Below are 19,849 nucleotides of genomic sequence, written 5' to 3' on the forward strand. Positions count from 1 at the left end.
CACAAGACTCCCGCTAGTGCATCCCGGCAAAAGTTTCTGACCACCTCTGTGCAAGCAGGGGAGCGGGGGTGCAGGGGAGCGGGGGTGCAGGGGAGCGGGGGTGCAGGGGTGCAGGGGTGCAGGGGTGCAGGGATGCAGGGGTGCAGGGGTGCAGGGGTGCAGGGGAGATTTTAGCGGGTCAGTTATTTCTGCCATGCTGCACTAGAGTCCGTCCACACCATCGAACTCATACAAGTTGCACTATCTTAGGCGCTTCTATATCAGGAAGCGCCTGTTTATTTTGGGATGAAATCCGGCTGAAAGGTGCGATCGCGATTTTAGAGCAATTACAGGGTTGCTGAAACCGAAATTTTAACTAGAGACTTCATAAATCCTGAGAGAGTAAAATTAATTTATCCAGTGAAACCTCTCTTTAGATAGAGAGTTAGCTGACTAATTTCTATAAAGATCTTTGGTGTACAACTGTGAGCACTTCTTCTCAGTAAACCTCGCTGTAGAGTATCCATCCCAACGCAGTGACTCTGGTTTAAGGTTACAACTTGTAGTAAATGTATTACATTTTTAACAAATAAAAATAAAAATTAAAGAGTTTTTTTAAATATCACAAATATTTTTATTTAAAAAATCCCGCTTTTTCCAGTCAGATCACCAATAACCTGAAGTGGTAGGCCACCTTGTGGCAGATCGAGAAAACAGAAGGAGGTAGCCTTGCAAGTGAAAGAATTTGCTGACCAAATAGCAGCCATGCGCGATCAGCTTCGTCAGTGCGCGGAGCGCACGGCGGCATTAAAGGCGACCAACGAGCAATTATTGAGGGAGGTGATTCAACGTCAACGAGCAGAAGAAGAACTAGAGCAATTGCTCTCTCTACTGCGTGGGACGCTTGAAGCAACTGCTGACGGCATTATTGTCAGCCAAAACGGGAAACACATCGCCACGGTTAATCGAAAGTTTGTCGAAATGTGGAGTATCCCGGAATCGGTCATTACTGCACGAGACTTAAGCCTTGTGCTGCCATTGATTTTGGAACAACTCAAAGACCCAGACGCTTTTCTTCGTGAAACACAAGGCTTATTATCTCATCTAGACGCAGAAGGTCATGGGATCTTTGAGCTGAAAGATGGGAGAATCTTTGAGCGTTATTCGCTGCCGCATCGGATCGGGGGAAATATTGTTGGCAGAGTTTGTAGCTTTCGGGATGTCACTCTCGCCAAAAGAAAAGAGGCGGAACTCGCAGAAAGCCAACGCCGGCTTGCCTCACTTATTAATTCACTTCCAGGCATTGCTTTCTCCTGCTCAAACGACCCGGAATGGTCAATGCGATACCTCAGCGAAGGCTGCCTTAACTTGACTGGTTATACCAATGAAGAACTCTTAGAAAGTGGGGTAAATTCGTATAACTCTATTACACATCCCGAAGACTTACCAAAAGTTCTCAGTACGCTGGAGCAAGCTGTTGCCAACAAGCAACCTTATGTGGTTGAGTATCGTATTCATACCCAATCAGGTGAAGAGAAATGGGTCTGGGAAAAAGGAAGCGGAGTATTTGACAACAATGGACAGGTCATAGGAATCGAAGGGTTCATCACTGATATTAGCGATCGCAAGCAAAGCGAAAAAGCCTTTCAAGAAAAAGAGGAGTTTCTAGAGTTAGTTCTGGAAAATATCCCTCAGTTCATCTTTTGGAAAGACAGAAATTCAGTCTACTTTGGTTGCAATCGCAACTTCGCCCTAGCGGCTGGCTGCTCTACTCCAGAGGAGATTGTTGGCAAAACCGACTACGATTTGCCTTGGAAGCAGGAGGAATCCGACTTTTTCCGGGAATGCGACGCTCGTGTGATGGAGACGGATACAGCCGAATATCACATTATTGAACCCCAACTCCAAGCCAATGGCAAACAGGCTTGGCTGGACACGAACAAGGTTCCACTTCATGATGCACAAGGAAAGGTAGTCGGCGTTCTTGGTACTTACGAAGATATTACTGAACGCAGACTCTCAGAGCTAGAACTTCAACAAAGCGAACAAAAGTACAGAAATCTCTTCCACAATTCCTTAGTAGGGATATTTCGCAATAGCCTCGTTGATGGTACAGTTTTGGATGCGAACGAGGCTGTATTAAAGATGTTTGGCTTCGATGCTTATGAAGGAGTAAAATCGGTTGATTTGTATGCCAATCCAGCCGATAGAGAGATTCTTAAACAGCAGCTACTTGAGAAAAGATTTGTTGAAAATTTTGAAGTGCAAGCTCGCCGAAAAGACGGTTCTTTATTTTGGGTTTCTTACTCTGGCAAACTATATGCCAAAGAGGGTTACTTGGAAGGTGTGATGATTGACATCACCGAACGCAAGCAGGCAGAAGAAGCACTTAAGACAGCCAAACAAGAGCTAGAAATTCGAGTTGAAGAGCGTACCACCGAATTAAGGCAAGCGATTCGGAAATTGCAAGGTGAGATTGAGGAGCGCAAGCGGACTGAGGCGGAACTACAGCGAAGTGAAGCGAGATTTCGGGACTTAGCCTGTCAGGAAGCACTACTCAACCGCCTTGCCAGTCAGATTCGCAACTCCCTGGCTTTGGAGACGATTTTGGAAACCGCCGTACAGGAAATTTACAACCGATTAGCGATTGATGTCTGTGTCTTTGCCTGGTACAGGAAAGACGGAACTTCTTCCGGTTGGGATGTGGTTAAAGAGGCCAAAAATCCCGATCTGCCCAGCTTTTTAGGTTTATATCCCTTAGAAAGCTGGCGTCCATTCACCTGTAAACTGGTTGATCGCGAAGAGTTCCAAGTCGATCAGGTTACTCAAAACCATGAGACCGTGCAGCAGACGCGACTCCCCTATGGGACGACGGCTCTATTATCACTGCCCGTTGAAACGCAATCGGGTCAACTGGGAACCCTAACTTGTGGGCGTTTGGTTTCTTGGCAATCTTGGACGGACGAAGAACTGGAACTGTTACAAGCGGTTGCGAACCAACTGGCGATCGGGATAAACCAAGCACAACTTTACGAACAAAGTCGCATTGCCGCAACTACAGCTCAAACCAAAGCGACTCAGCTTGAAGCGGCACTGCGCGAACTCCAACAAACTCAATCGCAACTGATTCAATCGGAAAAAATGTCCTCTCTAGGGCAGCTAGTGGCAGGTGTTGCCCATGAAATTAACAATCCCCTAAACTTCATCCACGGCAATCTCACCCATATTAATCAGTATGCCAAAGACTTACTCAATCTCATTCAACTTTATCAGGAATACTACCCCCACCCTGCACGAGAAATTCAAGCTGAAATAGAAGCCATTGACGTAGATTTCCTCAAAGAAGACTTACCTAAAATTTTGTCTTCGATGACGATGGGAACCGATCGCATTCGCCAAATCGTTTTATCTTTACGTAACTTCTCCAGGGCTGAACAAACTGACAGAAAATGGGTTGACATTCATGAAGGTCTTGATAATACCCTACTGATTCTTGGTCATCGTCTGAAAGATAAAGCGCATCGTCCTAGCATCGAAATCATTAAAGAGTATGGCAACTTGCCTTTAGTGAGGTGTTACCCCGGACAACTCAATCAGGTATTCATGAATATCCTCACCAATGCGATTGATGCCCTAGAAATGAGGCATGAGTCATGGGAACTGGGTGATGAGCGTGGGAGTTCCTATTTTCAATTGCCAACTCCCCAATCCCAATTACCCAAGATTTGGATTCGTACCGAAGTGAACGGAAGTCATCAGTTAGTCATTCGGATCGCTGACAACGGTCTAGGGATGACGCAGGAGATACAGCGAAGAATTTTTGACCCGTTTTTTACAACGAAACCCATTGGTTCAGGTACAGGTTTAGGCATGTCCATTAGCTACCAAATTGTTGTACAAAAACATGGGGGTCAATTGAAATGTATTTCTGCACCGGATCAGGGCACAGAGTTCTTGATTTATATTCCCATTCAGCCGCCAAAAAGTAGTGGATTACTTCAGGAAGGATTGGCAGGGACTTTGACTCATCAAGAGGTCATCAACTTGACAGCTTGCTAAAGCGCAGATTCAGTAAGAATGTACTACATAAGGTTGACAACTTATGAAGAAAATTATTTGATGAACCTTGTAGCAGATTATAGTCAAAATATAGCGGTTTTCATACACTGAGCATAGCCAGCTAATCGCCAAATAACCTCCTGCCATGACCAAGATTCTAGTGATTGAAGACGAGGACGATATCCGTGAAAGCTTAGAGGACATACTCACGGCTGAGAATTTTGAAGTCATTACAGCAGAAAATGGCCGCATCGGGATGCAATTAGCACAGGAGAATGTACCCGATTTGATTATTTGCGACATTATGATGCCAGACCTTGATGGTTACGGTGTTGTAGAACAACTGCGTCAGTCCCCATCTACTGCAACAGTTCCCTTCATTTTTCTCACAGCCAAAGCGACACCAGTAGATCGCCGTCAGGGAATGGAACTTGGAGCGGACGATTTTCTAACCAAGCCATTTACGATTCAAGAACTGCTCAGAGCTATCTCTGCTCGATTGAAAAAGCAGGTAGCTTTTGAAAGAAAAGCTCAAAGCCAACTCGATGAGTTACGCGGCAACATTACCCACGCACTGCCGCACGAACTGAATACCCCGTTGAATGGCATCCTCAGTTACTCAGGACTCCTCTTTGATGACTACGATTCATTTGAGCGTGAGGAAGTCTTGGAAATGTTGCAAGGCATTCACACCTCTGCTCAGCGTTTGTATCGACTAACCCAAAATTTTCTCCTCTCAGCCGAGCTAGAACTCATCGCAACAAATCCAGAGCGAGTTAGATCGTTGCGTAGTAGTGGGATGAATTGCAATACCCAAAGGATTATTACAGATATCGCCACTCAAACCGCTAAAAGTGCCAAAAGAGAATCCGATTTACAATTAGAACTGCAAGAGGCGATCGCTCAAATTTCGGAACTAAGATTTAAGAAAATTGTGGAAGAGATAGTGGATAACGCCTTCAAATTTTCAACGCCTGGAACCTCGGTTCGTGTTATCAGTTTTTCTGACAATAATACCTATAACCTCCACATTATTGATCAAGGACGAGGGATGACACAAGAACAGATTGCTAACATGGGCGTCTATATGCAATTTGAGCGCAAACTCTACGAACAGCAAGGCTTTGGGTTAGGTCTGAGTCTGGCTAAACGGTTGATCGAATTGTACGGTGGAAAATTAATAATCGATAGTATTCCAGAGCAACAGACTAGTATGAATGTGGCTCTGCCAATGGCAACTTCCAGCCTGTGAGCTTATAGGAGACGGCTGATCGAGGAATGAGCCAGTCCATTTGCAGCGAAGGCTGAACCATCGGTAGTGATCGCACCCCCTCATGAGCCGTTGTTCTATCGATATCCGTAAATTCTCGGATGCGATCGCCTGAGCGTTTGAGGTTACATAAAAGATTCTACACTTGACATCCTCCTTGCTAACCCAGCATCGGGACATTGGCGCTATGCAGCGATTCCTTCAAGCATTCTTTGTTTCTAATCCCTTTATTCCTCACGGGCATTGCTATCTGTGGAAACCTGGACTAGTAGGACTTCATCTCATTTCTGATGTCCTGATTGCGATCGCCTACTTTTCCATTCCTCTCACACTCATCTACTTTATTCGCAAGCGGCAGGATATACCGTTCAATAAGATTTTTCTGCTGTTTAGCGCCTTTATTGTTGCCTGTGGCACCACTCATCTAATGGAAGTGTGGACACTTTGGCATCCTATCTACTGGCTATCTGGGTTGCTTAAAGCAATCACAGCTATTGTCTCACTCTATACCGCTTTAATGCTGGTCTCTCTTTTGCCCAAAGCGCTTGAGCTACCCAGTTTAGCGGCTACTAATCAGGCACTACAGACTGAAATTGTTGAGCGCCAGAAAAGTGAAGCCAAAAGCCGAGCCATATTGGCAACCATCCCCGACTTAATGTTCAAAACCAATGCTGAAGGTGTTTATCTAGAGTATTTTACTCCTCACCGAACAGGTGACCTTCTGCCTCAAACCGTCGATCCGATCGGTAGACGGATGTCAGAATTGTTACCACCAGATATTGCCCAGCGGCATATAGAACACATTCAGCGGGCGATTGCAACCAATGAACTGCAAACCTATGAACAACAGATTCAGATCGGGGATAGGTTTCAGGATGAGGAAGTTAAAGTGATGAAATGTGGGGATGACAAAGTCTTGTTTATGTTCCGCGATATTAGCGATCGCAAACAAGCCGAGAAAGAACGAGAGCGATCACAAATGCTGCGGCTTGAGTTACATCTATTGGAGAACATCCTGGAAATCTCCCTCGCTGGTTACTTCGACTGGGATATTCCGGGTGATCGGGAGTACTTAAGCCCAACCTTCAAGCGGATGTTTGGCTATGATGACGATGAATTGCCCAATACACCCCAGACGTGGCAAAGTCTGATTTTGCCAGAGGATTTGCCGGGGGTTCTTGAAAGCTTCGACCAACATGTCACAAGTCGTGGACAGATACCCTATTACAACGAGGTGAGATATCGACATAAGAATGGTTCTACCATTTGGGTCATCTGTTCGGGTCGCGTTATTGAGTGGGATAGGGACGGTAACCCACTCCGGATGATTGGTTGCCACATTGATATTACCGAACGTAAACAAATAGAAAAAGCCCTGAAAAGCAGTGAAGCTCGTTACCGTGCCATTCTTGAAGATCAAACAGAACTGATTGTTCGGTTTTTGCCAGATACCACCATTGTGTTTGTAAATGAAGCATACTGCCGCTACTTTGGGATACAGCGAGAGGAGTTGATTGGCAAGAGCTATGCACCCATAATCTTTGAAGACGATCAGGAAACTGTTGCTCAAGCAATACAATCCATGAGTGCCGAAAATCCTACCGTCACCATCGAAAATCGGGTCATCATCAATGGTGAAATTCGCTGGACTCAGTGGATTAACCGCATGTTATTTGACGAACTGGGGCAGTTTGTGAAGTTGCAATCTGTTGGGCGAGATATCACCGAACTCAAGAAAACTGAAGAAGCTCTGCGAATCAGTGAGGAACAACTGGGGAACCTCTCAGATCGGCTGGCACTGGCGATCAAGTCAGGCGCGATCGGCATTTGGGAATGTCATGTTGGCTGTCATGTACCGATCTGGGATGACCGCATGTATGAATTGTACGGACTGCAAACCTCTGACTTCAGCGGCCCCCTCGACGAGGCATGGAGAAAAGCAGTCCATCCAGACGATCTGGCTCCAGTTAGAGCTGCTGTTCGTCTTACATGGCAAGGCAAGAAGGAATTTGATACAGAATTTCGCGTCGTTCATCCAGATGGCACCATCCGTTTTCTCAAAGCTCACGCTCTCGTTCAGCGCAATGAGCAGGGGGAACCGCAATGCATGGTGGGCATCAACTATGACATTACGGATCGCAAGCAAGCCGAACAGGCTTTGCAAGAACTCAATACGGCGATGCAGAATGCTGTTGAAGGTATTTCTCGTATCGATATCAATGGATACTATATATCTATGAACCGGGCATACGCCAATCTGTGTGGTTACGAACCGGAAGAACTGATTGGGCAACTGTGGCAGCAAACCGTACATTCAGACGATCTCCCCGATATGATCGCGGTTTATCAACAAATGCTGGAAACAGGCAAAGTTGAGGCAGAAACCAGAGGCGTTCGCAAAGACGGTTCCATTTTCTACAAACAAGTGACGATGATTACGGCTTACGATCAGCAGGGCAATGTCACAGGAAATCATTGTTTCATGAAAGACATTAGCGATCGCAGATACGCAGAAGCCCAACTGCGGCAAACCAACGTCCAACTTGCCCGCGCCACCCGCCTCAAAGATGAATTTCTGGCGAATATGAGCCATGAACTGAGAACTCCCCTCAATTCCATTCTGGGTATGTCTGAAAGTTTTCAGGAAGGCGTATTCGGTTCTATCAATGAGCGGCAGGCCAAGGCAATTGCTACTATCGAGCGCAGTGGCAAGCATCTGCTCGAGCTGATCAACGACATCTTAGACTTATCTAAAATCGCATCCGGCAAACTGGAACTGGAAATCAGCAATGCTCCCGTCAAGAGTTTGTGTGAGTCTAGTCTGGCCTTTATCAGACAGATGGCACTCAAGAAAAACATTCGCCTGAATACCCGCATTCCCAAAACCCTTGGCAGCATCCAAGTCGATGAGCGCCGCCTGCGTCAGGTGCTGATTAACCTACTCAGCAACGCCGTCAAGTTCACCCTGGAAGGGGGTACTGTGACGCTAGAAGTCCGGCTTGAAGCTGGGGAAGCTGAAGAAGCAACTTCTCCTGTGTCCCCCTCATCTCCCTCATCCTCCCCGCACCTCTGCTTTTCCATCATTGATACCGGCATCGGTATTTCCCCTGAAGACATTGGTAAGCTATTTCAGCCCTTTATCCAACTTGACAGTCGCCTCAACCGCCAATACACCGGGACGGGTTTAGGTCTAGCACTAGTACAGCAGATTATGGCTCTGCATGGAGGAACAGTCTCGGTGAGCAGTGAAGTAGGACAGGGCAGTTGTTTTACCGTCCGCCTTCCCTACCGTACCAGCGATAGTACGCCAGCGACGCCGATCACAGCTTCATGTCCCTCCCCTAAATTAGCCAGCGATAATGTTCAAGTTCTAATTATCGAAGACTCAATTCCCGCCACAGATCAAATTATCCGCTACCTCAGCGAACTGGGTATGCAATCTATTGTCTATCCACGCGGTGAAGGAGCAGTAGGAAAAGTAAAGCGGGTTCAGCCTGCTCTAGTCATTCTAGACCTGCTACTGCCGAATATGTCAGGGTGGGATGTACTCGCTCAACTCAAAACCAATCCACAAACCCAAAAAATTCCCGTTATCATCATTTCAGTGATGGACGAGCGCAGTAAAGGACTGAGTCAAGGAGCGTTTGAACATCTGGTTAAACCGATTACTCGCGCTCAATTTCAGGCAACTTTAGAGAAATTGCGATATCCTGCTCCTGCCGGATCACCGAGTTTGATAGGAGTATCGACCCCTGCACGGGAGAAGCCTCTAATTCTGGTAGCAGAAGATAATCAGGCAAACATTGATACAATGTCCGACTATCTGGAAAACCGAGGCTATCAACTCCTGCTCGCCAAAAATGGACAAGAAGCGATCAACTTAGCCAAAAGCCAACGACCCGATCTAATTTTGATGGATATTCAAATGCCAGGAATGGATGGTCTGGAAGCGATACGCCGCCTCCGTGATGAAGAGCAGCTTACTCGCTTGCCCATTATTGCCTTAACAGCACTAGCAATGCGGCATGATCGAGAAAAATGCCTAAGCGCTGGTGCGAATGAATATTTGGCTAAACCTGTAAAACTAAAACAACTGACAGCAATGATACAACAACTTTTAAAAGGTAATATCTAGGGCAACTTTGATGGCGATTTCTGAGCGGGTGAAGGAGGCTTTAGCCTCTAACTGTCGCTCCCAATATACCCTCCCACCTCAACCAATATTCCCCGTATCTGATTGATACCTAATCTGGTTAACTCCTCCTTTTGAAGAAAGCTGGGGGAATTGGCACAGAACAATCCTTGAGATTGAAACAGGGATATATAGACCACCAGATTTGGGATGAAACAGCTTGTTAAAGCGGTAGTAGAGATATCTAATGGACATTCAACCCTCTATCTTAGTCATTGATGATGAAGTGGATAACTTCGATGTGATTGAAGCTCTGCTGGATAGTGAAAACTATCAGTTACATTATGCTTCTAGTGGTCAACAAGCTCTTGCGCGACTCAATAATTTTCAGCCTGATGTAATTTTGCTGGATGTAATGATGCCAGAACTCGATGGCATGGAAGTCTGTCGGCGCATCAAAGCGAACCCACAATGGAAAGTCGTTCCTATCATTATGGTGACGGCACTAACAGCAAAGGAAGACCTCGCTCTGTGTTTAGCGGCAGGCGCAGATGACTTTATTAGTAAGCCCGTCAATGGCATCGAATTACGAGCTAGAGTTCATTCCATGTTGCGGATAAAGCAGCAGTATGACAACGTACAAGCCCTGCTAATCCTGCGGGAGGATATGGTTAACTCACTGGTGCATGACCTACGAAACCCCCTCACCAGTATTGTCCTATCTACTGATAGTCTGCAACTCTTTGGTGTGTTATCTGAAAAGCAAGAACGAAAGGTCGGTCAAATTGCGAACAATGCCCGAAAACTACAATCGTTAATTGATAATCTGCTGATAATGGCAAAGCTAGAATCCGGTAAAATGGTTCTCAATTACAAAGAATTAGATCTGGATGAACTTTGTCAGTCCGCCATAGCAGAGTTTGAGTCAATTGCTGCTAAAAAGGATGTGGCTCTTGTCAGTGAATTGCCCAAAAGCGTGAGGGAAGCGGGACAAAGTTCAGCGGCAATAAACTTAAGATCGTCACCGAGTAGACTGGTTCAAGTAGATACCGCTATTTTTCGTCGAGTACTAGACAATTTACTCTCTAATGCCATTAAATTCTCGCCATCAAACAGTCAAGTGGTTCTCAAAACTACATATTTAGGAGTAGGAGGAGCCAAAGTTCAAGTGATCGATTCTGGGCCGGGAGTTCCTAATCACTTAAGGGAAAGTATTTTTGAGAAGTATGAGATTGGGACTCCGATGCCAGGGCTTTCACAACTAGGTTTAGGATTAGCGTTCTGTAAAATGGCAATCGAAGCCCATCACGGCAGCATTACTGTTGAAAATAGTCATCCACAAGGCGCTATATTTACAGTATTTATTCCATTCAATTCGAGGTAATTAAAATCTTAAAAATTTTAGATTCTGTATTTCTACTGAACCGACGCTCTAGTCCGAAGTTAGGTTAGCCAAAATCGCCAAAAAGATTGACCTGAGCTGAATCCAGGCAATCCTCTCTGCTCGTTTACTGAGTACACTACAAGTGAAGACCCAGTAAATCGAACGCTTGTTGTTGTACAAGAGTCAGTTGGGTAATCTTCTCAAAAGATGGCACAGAATAGGACTCTAATTATACCACCTAACTTCGGTCTAAAAGCTGAATGTCGTTAGCAATGTTCCTACAAAAATTGAATCATTGGCATTGTTGTGTTCGGGATTGAGAATGACAAAGAAACTGGGAGTGAGAAAAATGTTGTTGGTTAGCTTGTAACGAAAGAAACTTTCTACACGATAAGAGGTATTCAAATCTCTACGGCTGATCACATCATTCCCACGCGCCCTCGGCGGCATTCCGAAAATAAAGCCCAAGGCATTGCCTTCTTTGCCAAAGTCTCGAAACGCCATCGCTATGGCATAGTTCCAAATCTCTGCCTCATCTCCTTTGTTGACCAACGAACCATTCACCAGTGCCCCCCCTGTTTCTGCTTGCGCCGTGGTTAGACCGACCCAACCTCCAATAGCAAAACGAGGAGTAAATCGATATTGGGCTTCGATGCCATAAGCATTGGCTGAAGTTGCGATATCATCCCCAAAGGGCGTTTGAGCAAAGCCACTGCCGGTATTCCCGGTGATATTCGTTCCCTCTCCCGGTTGAGGTGAGTAATAACGCACGTAAGTAAAAGCAATATCAAAACTCTTGGTGGGAGAGAAAGATAGCTGAGCTAAGGCTCCAAATTGACCTTCAAAGATGCCCCTCTCTAAGGTTGGACTAGAGAAATTTCCTGGACTCCCTAAATAAGTAAACGTGGCTAAAAGTGCTTCGCTCAATCGAACATTCAGTCCCACACCTGCACCATCACTGAGGCGATAAATGGGGTTGCGTTGCCCAAACCGGGAAAGACCCCCTCCAGCCGGATTCAATTGGGGAGCAATGTCAGGAGACCCTAACCCTTGGGCAGCAATGAAGGCTTCCATGCGATCGCCGATCAGGAAACGGTAGGACAACGAACCCAGAACAATATCGTTGCCCGTCGGGCCAGTACGGGTATCAAAGTCATACAAGGTCATGTCTGTACCCGTGACTGAGGCATCCAAGGGCGTGAAGTTTCCCGCTTCCAACTTGACGCGCAGTAGGTCTTTCCCCGTGAAACTGCTGTCAAAATTCAAACCCACCCGACCTGGGGCGAAGGTGTTGACATTTAAATCTTCAGTGGGTTCTTGTCCAGAAGGGACAGCCTTTTTGTCACCCCAAGCGTCAATTAAACCAATGTCTGCTGACCCCGTTAGCTTGGTTGTGGTGGAAAACTGATGGTCTTCCAGAACGGCAACACGACCTTCTAGGGTATCGATTCGTGTACCCAAAGAAGCGAGTTCGGTTTTAAATTCCTGAACGATGCGTTGCAGAATTTCTAAGTCCTCTCGCCGAACTAACACACTCGTCGAAGAAGCAATCAAACGCTCAAATTGTTGCAAACAAGCATTCAAGCCAGCCGCAAACTCATAGCGTGTCATGGGGCGATTGCCCCGGAAGGTGCCGTCAGGATATCCTGCAATACAGCCGTAACGTTCCACTAGCGATCGCAAGGCTTCATAAGCCCAGTCTTCGGGTGAGACATCGCTGAGTTGGGTAACATTCGTAATTTGTCCCATCGAGTCATCCGCACTCGGATCAGGACTATCGTCGTTGACGAGTTCTACATCCTCAGACATTGATTCAGCGGTTACCGATTCTGAGGATAACTGTGGTTCATCCAGAGTTTGGTTTGCCAAATCTTCAGGGAGACTCATCTCTAAAGGTGTTAAAGCCGTGAAGGTGGGTTCCTCAACTCCTACAAAAACAGATTCTCTATTATGATTTTGAGCCGCAAAAGTACTATTTGCCACCAAAAAGGAAGCACCCAAAACAACTGGACTCGCCGTCCAAGCGCTCCAGATAAATCTGAACATTATTTTCTCTCGTCTAAACTTAAAATGAATTAAGTAAGTGCTTTTAACTCAGATAAGTAGGTTATAAAACACTCTCAAAATATTTAATGTTTATATTCTCATAAGAAATTTAATAAATAGCCTTTTGTTATACAAACTGTATGATTTTTAAAATTTCCATGTTAACTAGATTACTGAAACTCATTTCTTAGAGTTTGTCAATCCCTATAAAGAAGGAAAATTAAGCTTTAGGCTTGAGTGATTTGCTGTTAATTATTATAAATAAACTTAATAGTTTAAAATCCATCTTTAATGTGGCAATGTCAGCACAGACGGGAAATATTCAAACGCCCAAAGTATCCAGCAAGCCGTTAATACTAGCCTGGGATAAATCAGGTATCTGCAACTGGCGTTCTACATGGACATAGCATTGACCGAGCGATCGCTGGTAAGCGGGGTCATAGTGATAGTTCAGTAAATCGCCGACTAAAGTGTGCCACTGAGCCGCGTCGATGAGGCTATACCACTCGTTGATTTTGTCTCGACCATATCGAGATTTCAGCCACTTGAGTTTTTGTTTGAGCAGGTCGGGATGGTTGATTAAGTGAGGATATTCCTGCAACAGCCATTCGATTCTGGTGGCTTGTGGGAACTGAACTTCAATACAGTTCGCCTGCTTCATTTGTTGCCAAAGGGATGGGGGTAAATAAACTTGTCCAATTTTGTTACTTTCAGCTTCCACCCACACAGGTTTGCTTACATCAAAGCTTTGCAATTTTTGAACGAGCTGCGATTCAAAGGATTTTTGCGAGGGTTGAGGTGAAAGCTTCCCTTCCCACTGTTGACCGAGGAGGGAACCACGATGATTGGCTAAACCTTCCAAATCCAGCACCTGAACACCTCGCTGGGCTAACTGGTGTAGGATATGGGTTTTACCACTACCCGTGAGTCCACATAAGACCTGGTAAGTCAATTGTTGTGGTAACTGTTCTAGTTGATCACGCACATAAGTTCGGTAAGTTTTGTATCCTCCTTGAAGGACTGTAACCTGCCAACCAATTTGACTCAAGACCAATGCCATACTGTTGGAGCGCTGACCCCCACGCCAGCAGTAGACGAGGGGATGGTAGTCTTTCGCTTTGGTGGCAAAGTGGTCATCCAGATGCCGAGCAATATTTTGCGCCACTAGGGAGGCACCGACTTTGCGAGCCTCAAAGGAGCAGACTTGTTTGTAAATTGTGCCGACTTTGGCACGTTCCGCATCATTCAGAACAGGTCGGTTAATGGCACCAGGGATATGATCTTCGGCAAACTCACTTTCACTGCGAACATCAATAATCTCGCTGTAAGTTTCTGTCCAAGGTTGCTCGGTATAGTTAGGCGATCGCATCATAAAGTTAATTTTATTTAATCATCCATGAGAGGTAATTTGGGTTGCTCCCTAATCTTCGCTATCTTCATAGTTAATTCCTTGTAGCGTGAGGATGGGGTGTGCCTTATCTGATCTACGATCCTGAGACTCCTAACGAAAGCATTCAAGAATTATGCCTGGGTACAAACACCATCGGACGCGATGAGGACAGCCGTATCTTTGTCCAAGATCAGAGTCTTTCTCGTTACCATGCAGAGATTGCGATCGGCTACCATCAGGCGTTTATTACCGATCTGCACAGTCGCAACGGTACCTTTGTCAACGAGATTCAAATTGACCATTGCGAACTCAAGGATGGGGACAGCATTCGTTTTGGGAAGGTGGTTTGCCAATTTGTTGAGCGACTTAGAAGCGATCAACAAGGGTGTTTGGGAGAGGAAGACTCGACGATCTCTATTGTTAAACAAGTTTCGCCCCAACCCAGCGTTACAGCGATCCAACACTTACTCGATGAGGATGGAGTCAGTGGCTCAGTCATTCGCCTACAACAGCAGGATACAACGCAGCGGGCCGTCGATAAGTTGAAAATTTTGCTAGAAGTGAGTAAACAGCTTTCCACTCCTGAAGAACTTGAGCGACTGCTCAATAAAATTCTCGGCCTCCTGCTGGAAATTATGAAGGTCGATCGAGTAGCAATCCTCCTCGTCAATGAGTATACCGGATGTCTTGAACACAAAGCTGTCAAATTACAGCCGCGTATTCCACCGGATGAGCAGTTTTATAGCCGCAGAATTACTAATTTGGTACGCCACAGTGGAGAGGCTATCTTAATCACGGATGCCTGTATTGATCAGCGATTTAGTGACTCGGACTCAATTCTGGGACAAAAGATTCATGCATCGATGTGCGTACCCCTAAAACCGAGGGAAGAAGTAATTGGGGTGTTATATGTAGATAATTTATCGTTGTCCAATATTTATTTAGACGAAGATTTGGAATTTTTGACGGCTCTTGCCAACCAATCTGCGATCGCGATTGATAATTCCCGTCTCTACAAAAAGATCCAAGAAGAAGCTGTCATCCGTGATAAATTAGAACGCTTTTTTCCTCAAAGTGTCAGTAAAAAACTGAGGGAAGAAGGCAATTTAGAGATTGTGGAAACAGAAGTAACAGCCCTATTTGCTGATATTAGTGACTTCACAAAAATGTCTTCCCTGATGGAACCGCATCAAGTCATTGAGATGCTCAATGAGTACTTTAAAGTTATGGTAGAGGAGATTGTGTTTCCCTATGAAGGCACGCTCGAAAAATATATAGGGGATGCCTTACTCGCGATTTGGGGTGCGCCTTATCGCAAAGAAGATGATGCACAACGAGCTGTTCGAGCCGCCATTGAGATGCAATGGGCGGTTTGCCGTCTGAATGAGGACTGGCTCAATCGGCGCAACTTACAAATTCAAATTCATATTGGCATCAATACAGGAAAAGTGGCAGCCGGAAATATTGGCTCAGAACGATTGATTCAATATGCAGCGATCGGGGATACGACGAATGTAACGAGTCGAATTTGTAGTGTGGCTCAAGCGGGCGAAATTCTAATTTCTCAAAGTACATTTGACAAAATTAGAGATTGGGAATTGCCTCTTGAACAACTCGATCTGATTTCGGTAAAAGGTAAAGATCAGCCCTTACAACTTTATCGCCTCCTCTGGGAAAATTGGCCATGAATACAACATCTAATTTTGCCGATGAATATCCAATCGGAAGGGGACGCACCCTGAAGACTTTCTACGATTAACTCACGGTACTGGGTTCGGAACTTATCGCCACATTCAGGATAGTTCCTTCCAGATTGGCGTTCTCCAAATTAGCATCAGTCAAGTCAGTCTTAGCTAAATTGGCATCACTGAAATCGGCATTACTTAAGTTAGCCCCATTTAACTTGGCATGTGCCAGGTTGGCTCGATACAACCGAGCGCCATTTAAGTTAGCCCCGTTCAGGTTGGCCTCTATCAAGTTGGCACCACTGAGGTTGGCACCAATCAAGTTGGCACCACTGAGGTTGGCACCAATTAAGTTGGAAATGCTCAAATTGGCACCGTTTAAGTTGGCTGCATGTAGCTTGGCTCGAATCAAAATGGCACCAATCAGGTTGGCAGCCCCTAACATTGCCTCATTCAGGTTGGCACCACTGAGTTCAGCACCACTGAGGTTGGCACCCACTAAATTGACATTACTCAAGATGGCAACACTGAGTTTGGCACCAATCAGGTTGGCATCCCTTAAATCTGCATCACTTAAGTTGGCATCAGTGAGGCTGGAACCAATTAAGTCTGCACCGCTAAGGTTGGCACCACTGAGGTTGGCTTCTCGTAGGTCGGCTTCACTCAGGTTAGCACCACTGAGATCTGCACCAGGTAGCTCGGCGTCCCGAAAGTCTCTTTCTCCTGCGGCATAACGGGACAGAAGTTCGTTGGCATCCATAGGTTCATTCCCCATTTTGAAAACTCAGTTGTAGCAAAATTTTTCTGAATTTTCCTTTCAGAAGTAAACTAGGGGACGTTTGACGCCTGAGTCAAAATCTCCAGAAATTCTTGCACAACAGTGTCCGGTTCATCCCAGCATCGGGTCGCCTCATAATGCTCAACAATACTGATGTGAGGAATTTTAAACAAACGAAGCTCTTGTGGCGCAACAATGCTGCGCTCTGCGCTTCGCAGTGATGCTGGATTTAGCCCCCCAACGCTTTCGTGATCGCCGCTTAAAGACGTGGTCACAATGTTAGGAGCGTCCGTCGCGCACAGACTGATACGTTCTGGCTCATACAGAGTGCAGACGGGTGGCTCAGATGGCTCACCATTGACTTCCAGAATGCCCCACTTACTCTGGTAAAAAACCAGAAAGTCAATTTCCTTACTATCGATGTGTTGAGTACTGTGAATGCGAGTCCAGCCATTTAAGTAGAACGGAACGCCAGCACGGTCAAACGCTTCCGCGATTTTTAGCTCTGTTTTTGAGTGGAGGTAAAGACCATTCCATTCGTAAGGAGCCGTCTGATCTGGATTCCGGATATTCAAGCTTATCCCCAAACTCAGGATAGTTCCTTCTAGATTCGTGTTATCCAGATCGGCATTGGTTAAGTTTGTTCCTGCCAAGTTAGAGTCACTTAAGTCGGCGTTAGACAGGTCAGAATTAGCAAGATTGACGTAAGCTAAATTTGAACGGCTTAATTTAGCTCCTTGTAAATTGGCTCCTCCCAGATCCGCCTCAATCAGATTGGCTCCGCCGAGGTTGGCTCCTTGCAAATTAGCACCACTGAGGTCGGCACCAATCATGTTAGTTACACTCAAGTTCGCACCCTGTAGGTTCGCTCTACTGAGTTTGGCTTTAATCAAATTCGCACCACTAATATAGGCACCATTCAAGTTACTACAAGTCAAATCAGTACAACTCAGTTCGGCACCACTCAGGTTGGCACCACTCAGGTCAGCATCTCGTAGGTTGGCAACACCCAGCTTGGCACCAATCAGGTTGGCATCATGGAGGTTGGCATCCCGGAGGTCGGCAGCACTCAGACTAGCAACAATCAGGTCTGCACCGCGCAAGTTAGCGCCAATTAAGTCAGCATCCCGCAAGTCAGCATCACTCAAATCGGTATCACTCAAATTGGCGTCACTCAGGTCAATACCACGCAAGTCAACACCGCGCAAGTCGGCACCATGCAGGTCGGCACCACGCAGACATCTCTCTCCTGCTGCATAGCGTTCCAGCAGTTCGTCGGCATTCATAAGTATATTGGGTTATTTGTGAACTCAGTTTCAACAAAATTTTTTTTAAGCTAATCCAAGACCATGATAGGGTCAATTTTTATCTGAAGTTCAGCCCCCAAGTTTTGGAACGTTACCACTGAACCTCGCTCGCCGGATTAGCCGTCCGATGAGAGCTTTTTGCTTTGACGGAAGTTACCCAGACCCTGGTGAGAGTATCCTATAAATTCTTGAGTAAACTTTCAGGAATTGCTGTAAAAGACCTTGTAGAAAGAATTAACAACGTAGATTTGCTAGAGCTTGTCAAATCTAAAGTCAGTTTTTAGACTCAAGTGTCTAGGATTTCCTCCCTTCTTTATATACTCGGCGGTTGTCTATACTTGACAGCCGCCGATTTTTTTTGAGCCGTTTACCTAGAATCACTCGTTCAGCATGGAGCAACATCGAGCAAGCCAGTTCCAATCTTGAGTAAGGTGCGTCGCGACGCACCCTACTACTGCCATCCTTAAACGAAGACCCGATGTTGTAGACAAGGCATCTGACGACGGACTTGTTCCAGACGAATGGGATTGATTTCTGCGATCGCAACTCCTGGTTTTTCTCCAGCATCCGATAAAATCACTCCCCAGGGATCAATAATCATGGCGTGACCATGAGTGCGTCGTGTGGCATAATGACGCCCGGTTTGCGCTGGAGCAATCACATAGCAAGTGTTTTCAATAGCTCTAGCTTGGAGGAGGACTTGCCAGTGGTCTTTGCCGGTATAAGCCGTGAAGGCCGCAGGCACAAACAAAATGTCTGCGCCCTTATACGCCAAATGTCGGTAAAGTTCTGGGAAGCGAACGTCATAACAGACAGAAAGACCCAAGGTACCTAACTGCTCTGAATGGTAAACGGCTGGCAAGTCATTACCGGCCATCACCGTACTCGATTCGCGATAGGTGTTACCATCGGGGACGTTGACATCAAAGAGATGAACTTTCTGATAACGAGTGAGTTCAGTTCCGTTGGGATCAATGAGGAGAGCCGTGTTGTAGACTTTTTCCTGGTTAACCGGAACCGGGAAACCGCCGCCGAGGATAGTGACTTGAAAGCGCTGTGCCATTGTTTTGAGGAATTTCTCGCTTTTTAATGCGATCTCCTTGGCCTGAGCAATCTTGTCTTCCTCTGTACCCAGAAAGGAGAAGTTTTCGGGTAAACTGACGAGTTCGGCACCCTGGCGCACGGCAAGTTCTATGAGTTCTTCTGCCTCAACCAGGTTTTTTTCGAGGTCGGGCAAGCTAGTCATTTGAATTGCAGCGGCAATATAGGACTTCATTTGCAATGTAGGGCGGAGACTTGTATAGCTAAGTTTTGGTCAATATAGCAGGCAGAGTCGTTAAAAGCTACACACTCCTTTCTAGGAGAAGCATTGGTTTTACACCTACCCTGATTGCTTTATACAGCGTTACACAAAAGAAAAAATTACTCCTACCAAGCAGCCGCACTTGTTTTGACAAGGTGTAACGAAGTTCAGCTTTAAAGGCGTAAGTACCAGAGAGCTGCCTGTCACTGAATTACACTGACGTGAGCCTCTCTTACTGGGCAAGAGCGTTAAGATTGTTCTTTTGTTTTGGCAGAATATCGTCTCTAATCTTACCCCAGGCAGATAATGTACTGCCGATTCCTATGTAAACTTCCGATGAATACTTCTGAATTTAGAAATAGTGTAGGCTTAAAACTGTAAATGGATGTAACAAAAACAGCAATCAGGGACAAGAATCCGGAAATGCGAAACAAAACTTAAGTTGATGCGTCCGTAGTGCTATACATGTTGCTTGAGTTTGAATGAGTCCAAGAATTCTTGTATTGCCTTTGTTTA

General features: G+C 45.7%; 10 protein-coding genes. 5 read left to right on the forward strand and 5 right to left on the reverse strand.

Annotated elements, in window-relative coordinates:
* The first annotated feature begins 714 nt into the window (after positions 1–714).
* The 4 genes from MIC7113_RS33425 (at position 715) to MIC7113_RS16315 (ending at position 10,824) form a co-directional block, all read left to right on the forward strand.
* Complete coding sequence (locus tag MIC7113_RS33425; protein ID WP_015183260.1) at positions 715–4,038, forward strand: PAS domain S-box protein; 3,324 nt, start codon at positions 715–717, stop codon at positions 4,036–4,038.
* A gap of 145 nt (positions 4,039–4,183) precedes the next feature.
* Complete coding sequence (locus MIC7113_RS16305; RefSeq protein WP_015183261.1) at positions 4,184–5,290, forward strand: hybrid sensor histidine kinase/response regulator; 1,107 nt, start codon at positions 4,184–4,186, stop codon at positions 5,288–5,290.
* Between the two features lie 205 nt (positions 5,291–5,495).
* The gene (locus MIC7113_RS37690) at positions 5,496–9,443 is read left to right on the forward strand and encodes a PAS domain S-box protein (protein WP_015183262.1); all 3,948 of its coding nucleotides are present in this window, start codon (positions 5,496–5,498) and stop codon (positions 9,441–9,443) included.
* Positions 9,444–9,687: 244 nt separating this feature from the next.
* A complete protein-coding gene (locus MIC7113_RS16315; RefSeq protein WP_015183263.1) occupies positions 9,688–10,824 on the forward strand; it encodes a hybrid sensor histidine kinase/response regulator in 1,137 nt (378 codons plus the stop codon).
* A 249-nt stretch (positions 10,825–11,073) separates the two neighbouring features.
* Here MIC7113_RS16315 and MIC7113_RS16320 read toward each other — a convergent pair whose 3' ends face one another.
* Both MIC7113_RS16320 and mnmH read right to left on the reverse strand, forming a co-directional pair.
* The gene (locus tag MIC7113_RS16320; protein ID WP_015183264.1) at positions 11,074–12,870 is read right to left on the reverse strand and encodes an iron uptake porin; all 1,797 of its coding nucleotides are present in this window, start codon (positions 12,868–12,870) and stop codon (positions 11,074–11,076) included.
* A 322-nt stretch (positions 12,871–13,192) separates the two neighbouring features.
* Positions 13,193–14,242, reverse strand: a complete 1,050-nt coding sequence (gene mnmH, locus MIC7113_RS16325) for a tRNA 2-selenouridine(34) synthase MnmH (protein ID WP_015183265.1) — start codon at positions 14,240–14,242, stop codon at positions 13,193–13,195.
* Between the two features lie 98 nt (positions 14,243–14,340).
* On the opposite strand from mnmH, the gene MIC7113_RS16330 reads away from it, so the two are divergent.
* Positions 14,341–15,948, forward strand: coding sequence for an adenylate/guanylate cyclase domain-containing protein (locus MIC7113_RS16330; protein ID WP_015183266.1), 1,608 nt, complete (start codon positions 14,341–14,343; stop codon positions 15,946–15,948).
* Between the two features lie 67 nt (positions 15,949–16,015).
* Here the strand turns inward: MIC7113_RS16330 and MIC7113_RS16335 are convergent, their stop codons facing one another.
* From MIC7113_RS16335 to MIC7113_RS16345, 3 genes are all read right to left on the reverse strand, one after another.
* Positions 16,016–16,720: a pentapeptide repeat-containing protein gene (locus tag MIC7113_RS16335; protein ID WP_015183267.1), complete on the reverse strand. Its 705-nt coding sequence runs from the start codon at positions 16,718–16,720 to the stop codon at positions 16,016–16,018.
* Positions 16,721–16,773: 53 nt separating this feature from the next.
* On the reverse strand, positions 16,774–18,009 hold the full coding sequence (locus MIC7113_RS34225; RefSeq protein ID WP_015183268.1) for a pentapeptide repeat-containing protein: 1,236 nt from the start codon (positions 18,007–18,009) through the stop codon (positions 16,774–16,776).
* A gap of 484 nt (positions 18,010–18,493) precedes the next feature.
* Positions 18,494–19,306, reverse strand: a complete 813-nt coding sequence (locus MIC7113_RS16345) for a carbon-nitrogen hydrolase family protein (protein ID WP_015183269.1) — start codon at positions 19,304–19,306, stop codon at positions 18,494–18,496.
* Positions 19,307–19,849 lie beyond the last annotated feature (543 nt).

It is taken from the genome of Allocoleopsis franciscana PCC 7113 (assembly GCF_000317515.1).
Taxonomy (GTDB): Bacteria; Cyanobacteriota; Cyanobacteriia; order Cyanobacteriales; family Coleofasciculaceae; genus Allocoleopsis; species Allocoleopsis franciscana.

What these genes read in the sequence shown, in the direction of transcription:
- MIC7113_RS34225 (WP_015183268.1), bottom strand. Translation starts at nt 18,009, where the DNA reads ATGAATGCCGACGAACTGCTGGAACGCTATGCAGCAGGAGAGAGATGT.
- MIC7113_RS16315 (WP_015183263.1), top strand. Translation starts at nt 9,688, where the DNA reads ATGGACATTCAACCCTCTATCTTAGTCATTGATGATGAAGTGGATAAC.
- MIC7113_RS16305 (WP_015183261.1), top strand. Translation starts at nt 4,184, where the DNA reads ATGACCAAGATTCTAGTGATTGAAGACGAGGACGATATCCGTGAAAGC.
- mnmH (WP_015183265.1), bottom strand. Translation starts at nt 14,242, where the DNA reads ATGATGCGATCGCCTAACTATACCGAGCAACCTTGGACAGAAACTTAC.
- MIC7113_RS16320 (WP_015183264.1), bottom strand. Translation starts at nt 12,870, where the DNA reads ATGTTCAGATTTATCTGGAGCGCTTGGACGGCGAGTCCAGTTGTTTTG.
- MIC7113_RS37690 (WP_015183262.1), top strand. Translation starts at nt 5,496, where the DNA reads ATGCAGCGATTCCTTCAAGCATTCTTTGTTTCTAATCCCTTTATTCCT.
- MIC7113_RS16335 (WP_015183267.1), bottom strand. Translation starts at nt 16,720, where the DNA reads ATGGGGAATGAACCTATGGATGCCAACGAACTTCTGTCCCGTTATGCC.
- MIC7113_RS16345 (WP_015183269.1), bottom strand. Translation starts at nt 19,306, where the DNA reads ATGAAGTCCTATATTGCCGCTGCAATTCAAATGACTAGCTTGCCCGAC.